Origin of the sequence: Bacillus sp. GMs2/2 (assembly GCF_050172095.1) — a bacterium.
Classification (GTDB): domain Bacteria; phylum Bacillota; class Bacilli; order Bacillales; family Bacillaceae_G; genus Bacillus_A; species Bacillus_A cereus.
Map to the genome: position 1 here is coordinate 1 of NZ_JBNLYE010000334.1, position 4,247 is coordinate 4,247.

Sequence of the window (4,247 nt, forward strand, 5' to 3'; positions counted from 1 at the left end):
TTAAATGTTTAAGAGAACATGTTTACATAAAAAATGAAAACATGTTCTCTTTTTATTTGCATGCATAACTCTTCCTCAGTTTACCGTATTTAAATTTAAACGTAAGTATTTCGTAAGGAATGGATAAGAAAAAAGAGAGATTTATCATATAGGATGAAAGTATAGCTTGAATCAATCCGATATTAATGGAGGAGAGAAAGCCTTATGAAAAAATGTAATTCAATTAAGTTAGCAAGTTTTGCAGTTTTATTAGCGGGTACTGCTCTATTTACACCTGGTTTTACTGTGACTGCAGAGTCAACTCAAAATATTTCTAGTTCGTCACAAGTACATGATCAAAAGAATCGTAATGGCTGGAAACAAGTAATGCAGGAAACAGTACAGCTTGGTGCTGTAGGAATATTAGCTAAGGCGTCTAACAACGGAAAAACTAGTAGTTTTACTGCTGGCGTGGCGGACTTAAGTACAAAGAAACCGGTGAATTCGGATTATCGCTTTCGAATTGGTAGTGTGACGAAGACGTTTACTGCGACGACTGTGCTTCAATTAGTAGGAGAAAATCGCTTACAACTTGACGATCCAATTGAAAAGTGGCTACCAGGTCTCGTGCAAGGAAATGGGTATGATGGTAATCAAATTACGATACGACAACTTTTGAATCATACGAGTGGTATCGCTGAATACTTAAAGTCAAAAGACGCGGACATAATGAATTCGAAAAAAACGTATACAGCAGAAGAAATAGTGAAAATAGGTCTTTCGCTGCCTCCAGATTTTTCGCCGGGAAAAGACTGGTTGTATTCAAACACAGGATACGTAATACTAGGAATGCTTATTGAAAAAATAACTGGAAATAGTTATGCGGAAGAAATCGAAAAGCGAATTATTGAACCTTTGGACCTATCAAATACGTTTTTACCAGGAAATTCACCCGTCATCCCAGGAAAGAATCATGCTCGTGGATATGTGAAAATGGAAGGAACAGGCGAGTTGAAAGATATTACTTATTATAATCCAAGTTTAGCTAATGCAGCTGGAGATATGATTTCTAATGCGGATGATTTAAATAAGTTCTTTTCATCTTTACTCGGTGGTAAGTTACTGAAGGAACGCGAGCTAAAAGAAATGCTTACTACAGTTCCTATAGAAGGAAAAGGGGTTGGTGACGCATACGGTCTTGGAATCTATGAGACTAAACTTCCAAACGGTGTTTCAGTTTGGGGGCATGGAGGAGGAATTCCTGGATTTACAACTTTTGCTGGGGGAGTAATTGGAGGCAAACATACATTGGCTATCAGTCTCAACTCTATAGGTGGGGTCGATATTGTTCCGCAGTTTAATAAAATGATGCAAATTGAATTTAATAAATAGATGAAAAGAAAGTGAATGGAATTTTGTTATAGTTATATTTAAAAGAGGTGCTTTTTTAAGTTCGCAACTATGGACAGTAGTTGCATTTATGATATGGAATCAAGTGTATTTCAAAGTGAAAATCAATCTTAATGCTTACGATAAAAATAAAAAGGATGTCAGTTACATGACATTCTTTTTATTTTGGATAAAAAAGGTATGTATGTAGTTCTGAAAATTGTTATTTTTAAAATTATTAAATATAATGAAGGATATAGGGGTGCCAATTGGGGAGTTATGAATGGAAAATACTTTAGTTAGTTAAGTATTTCTCGTTTTAATCAAAATAATTATGAGTTGATTTGGAGTTGGATACAATGGGGGAAAATCATTATAAATGGAGTAATAAACAATTACGAGAGCATGTTGAAGTAATAGATGGTAAAAGAAGTCCGCACATTTTATGTAAGAACGCAACTTATTTAAATTCCTATATGCGCGAGTGGATGCAAGCAAATATTTGGATCTATGATGACCGGATTGTTTATGTAGGGGAAAAGCTGCCAGTGCAACTGCATGAATGTGAAGTCATTGATTGTGATGGAAAGTATGTAGTTCCAAGTTACATAGAACCTCATGCACATCCATATCAATTATATAATCCTGAAACTTTAGCGAATCATGCGATGCAGTTTGGGACAACAACTTTTATTAATGATAATTTAACTTTATTTTTCACATTACAACGTGAAGAAGCATTTCGTTTATTAGATGAATTTGAAAAGATTCCAGCAAGTATGTATTGGTGGTGTCGTTTTGATGGACAAACTGAATTGCAAAACGGGGAAACTTTATTTAATCGTGAAGAAATAATAGAATGGCTTAAGCATAAAGCAGTTCTTCAAGGCGGCGAACTAACAGCGTGGCCAAAACTATTACATGGCGATGATGAAATGTTAACTTGGATGCAGGAAACGAAGCGATTGCAGAAGAAAGTAGAAGGACATTTTCCAGGTGCATCTGAAACGACTTTAGCGAAGTTAAAACTGTTAGGTACAGATTGTGATCATGAAGCGATGACAGGGCAGGAAGCTTTCACTCGTCTTATGCAAGGTTACACTGTTTCCCTAAGAAATTCTTCAATCCGCCCAGATTTAGAAGTTTTACTGAAAGAATTGTTGGAACTAGGCGTAAAGCAGTTTGATAGATTCTTTTTTACAACAGACGGCTCACATCCTTCGTTTTATGAGAATGGAATGACAAACGTTATGATTTCTACCGCGATAAAACAAGGAGTGCCAGTAATAGATGCATACGATATGGCAAGTTATAATATTGCTCGTTATTATAATATGGAACATGTACATGGTTCGATTGCGACAGGTAGAATTGCTAATATCAATATTTTAGAAAGTAAAGAAAACCCAGTACCAATTAGTGTCCTTGCAAAGGGGAAATGGGTGAAGCGTGACGGTGTAAATACACATGAGGCATTACATATAGACTGGAGTAAACATAAAGTAACTCCATTATCATTAGATTGGTCAATAGAAAAAGAGGATATGATTTTCTCTAATAAAAAGGGGATACACTTATTAAATAACGTTATTACAAAACCATACACTAGTGAAATCAATATAGACTGTGATGAATTGTCCACAGATCATGATGAATGTTTCCTTATGATGATTGCTCGTGATGGCAGTTGGCAAGTGAATATAGCTGTCAAAGGTTTTGCAAAAGAACTAGGTGGGCTTGCTAGCTCTTATTCTGGTACAGGTGACATCATTCTTATCGGAAAAAGAAAAGAAGATATGCTTACAGCTTTTCGTAGAGTAAAAGAGCTCGGTGGTGGAATGGTCATAGTAGAAAACAATGAAGTGTTACACGAAATAGCATTACCATTGCTCGGGATTATGTCTAATTTAAAAATGAGAGAATTAATACAGGAAGAGAAACAGATGGTGAAATTACTACAAGAGCGTGGCTACGCGTATGATGATCCAGCATTTACAATTTTATTCTTTTCTGCGACGCACTTGCCTTTTATACGAGTAACACCTATAGGATTATATGATGTGAAAAGTAGTAAGGTAGTTGCCCCGCCCGTGAATTTGATAAAGCAATATTAAAAAGAAAGATCCTATAAAAATTTTATTTTATAGGATCTTTCTTATTATTAGCATAAGAATATTGTAAGCCTCAAATGATATAGTATCTAAATCATTTGAGGTGATATGTAAATATGAAAAAAATATTTTACATTTTAAGCGTATTTATTCTGTGTGTATCGATACAACACGTTGTACATTCCCAATCAGATGCACCAGAGTTATCTTCGGATTGTCTCGAAGAAAGAAAAGTTAGAGATGAAAAGTATGTGAAGAATATAATACAGGACATTAAATCCACATTTAATTTAAATATTGATGAACATAGTTTTTGGGAAGTAAGTAAAAGAGATCTGGAGGCTGCTCATTTGATGTATGGTGGAAAGGAAAATGATTCTTATTATACTTCGCTAACTAAAATTTATGACAGTGGTGGATTTAGCGAACAGCCCAGCCTATTTGTGAGGGCGCAAGAAGCATTTTTACTTTATAAAGAAAAAGATAATATCAATGTAATGAAACGCCTAAAACTAGACGTTGAAAAAGGGGAATGGCTCGTTATAAAAACGAAAAAGAAGAAAGGGAAAAAAGTGAAATTTAAGCCGTTGCAATGTGAAAAAGATTATATGAAAAAGAGAAATGAATAACAAAATACTTATTCATGCTGTTTTTATTCAACGATATTTTGCTGTTGATTTGAAATAGAAAAAGGTAAACAAACATATTAGCTTTATGGAATATGTTTATTTACCTTTTTTTGAGAGATTTAATAATTGGGGATTATTT

At 34.4% G+C, this 4,247-nt stretch carries 3 protein-coding genes; all 3 read left to right on the forward strand.

Annotated elements, in window-relative coordinates; all coding sequences use genetic code 11:
* Positions 1 to 204: 204 nt before the first annotated feature.
* Positions 205 to 1,371, forward strand: coding sequence for a serine hydrolase domain-containing protein (locus tag ACQGS6_RS23670; protein WP_000710636.1), 1,167 nt, complete (start codon positions 205 to 207; stop codon positions 1,369 to 1,371).
* A 356-nt stretch (positions 1,372 to 1,727) separates the two neighbouring features.
* On the forward strand, positions 1,728 to 3,482 hold the full coding sequence (locus ACQGS6_RS23675) for an adenine deaminase (RefSeq protein WP_000504392.1): 1,755 nt from the start codon (positions 1,728 to 1,730) through the stop codon (positions 3,480 to 3,482).
* A gap of 113 nt (positions 3,483 to 3,595) precedes the next feature.
* Positions 3,596 to 4,108: a hypothetical protein gene (locus ACQGS6_RS23680; protein ID WP_000719378.1), complete on the forward strand. Its 513-nt coding sequence runs from the start codon at positions 3,596 to 3,598 to the stop codon at positions 4,106 to 4,108.
* The last annotated feature ends 139 nt before the right edge of the window (positions 4,109 to 4,247 follow it).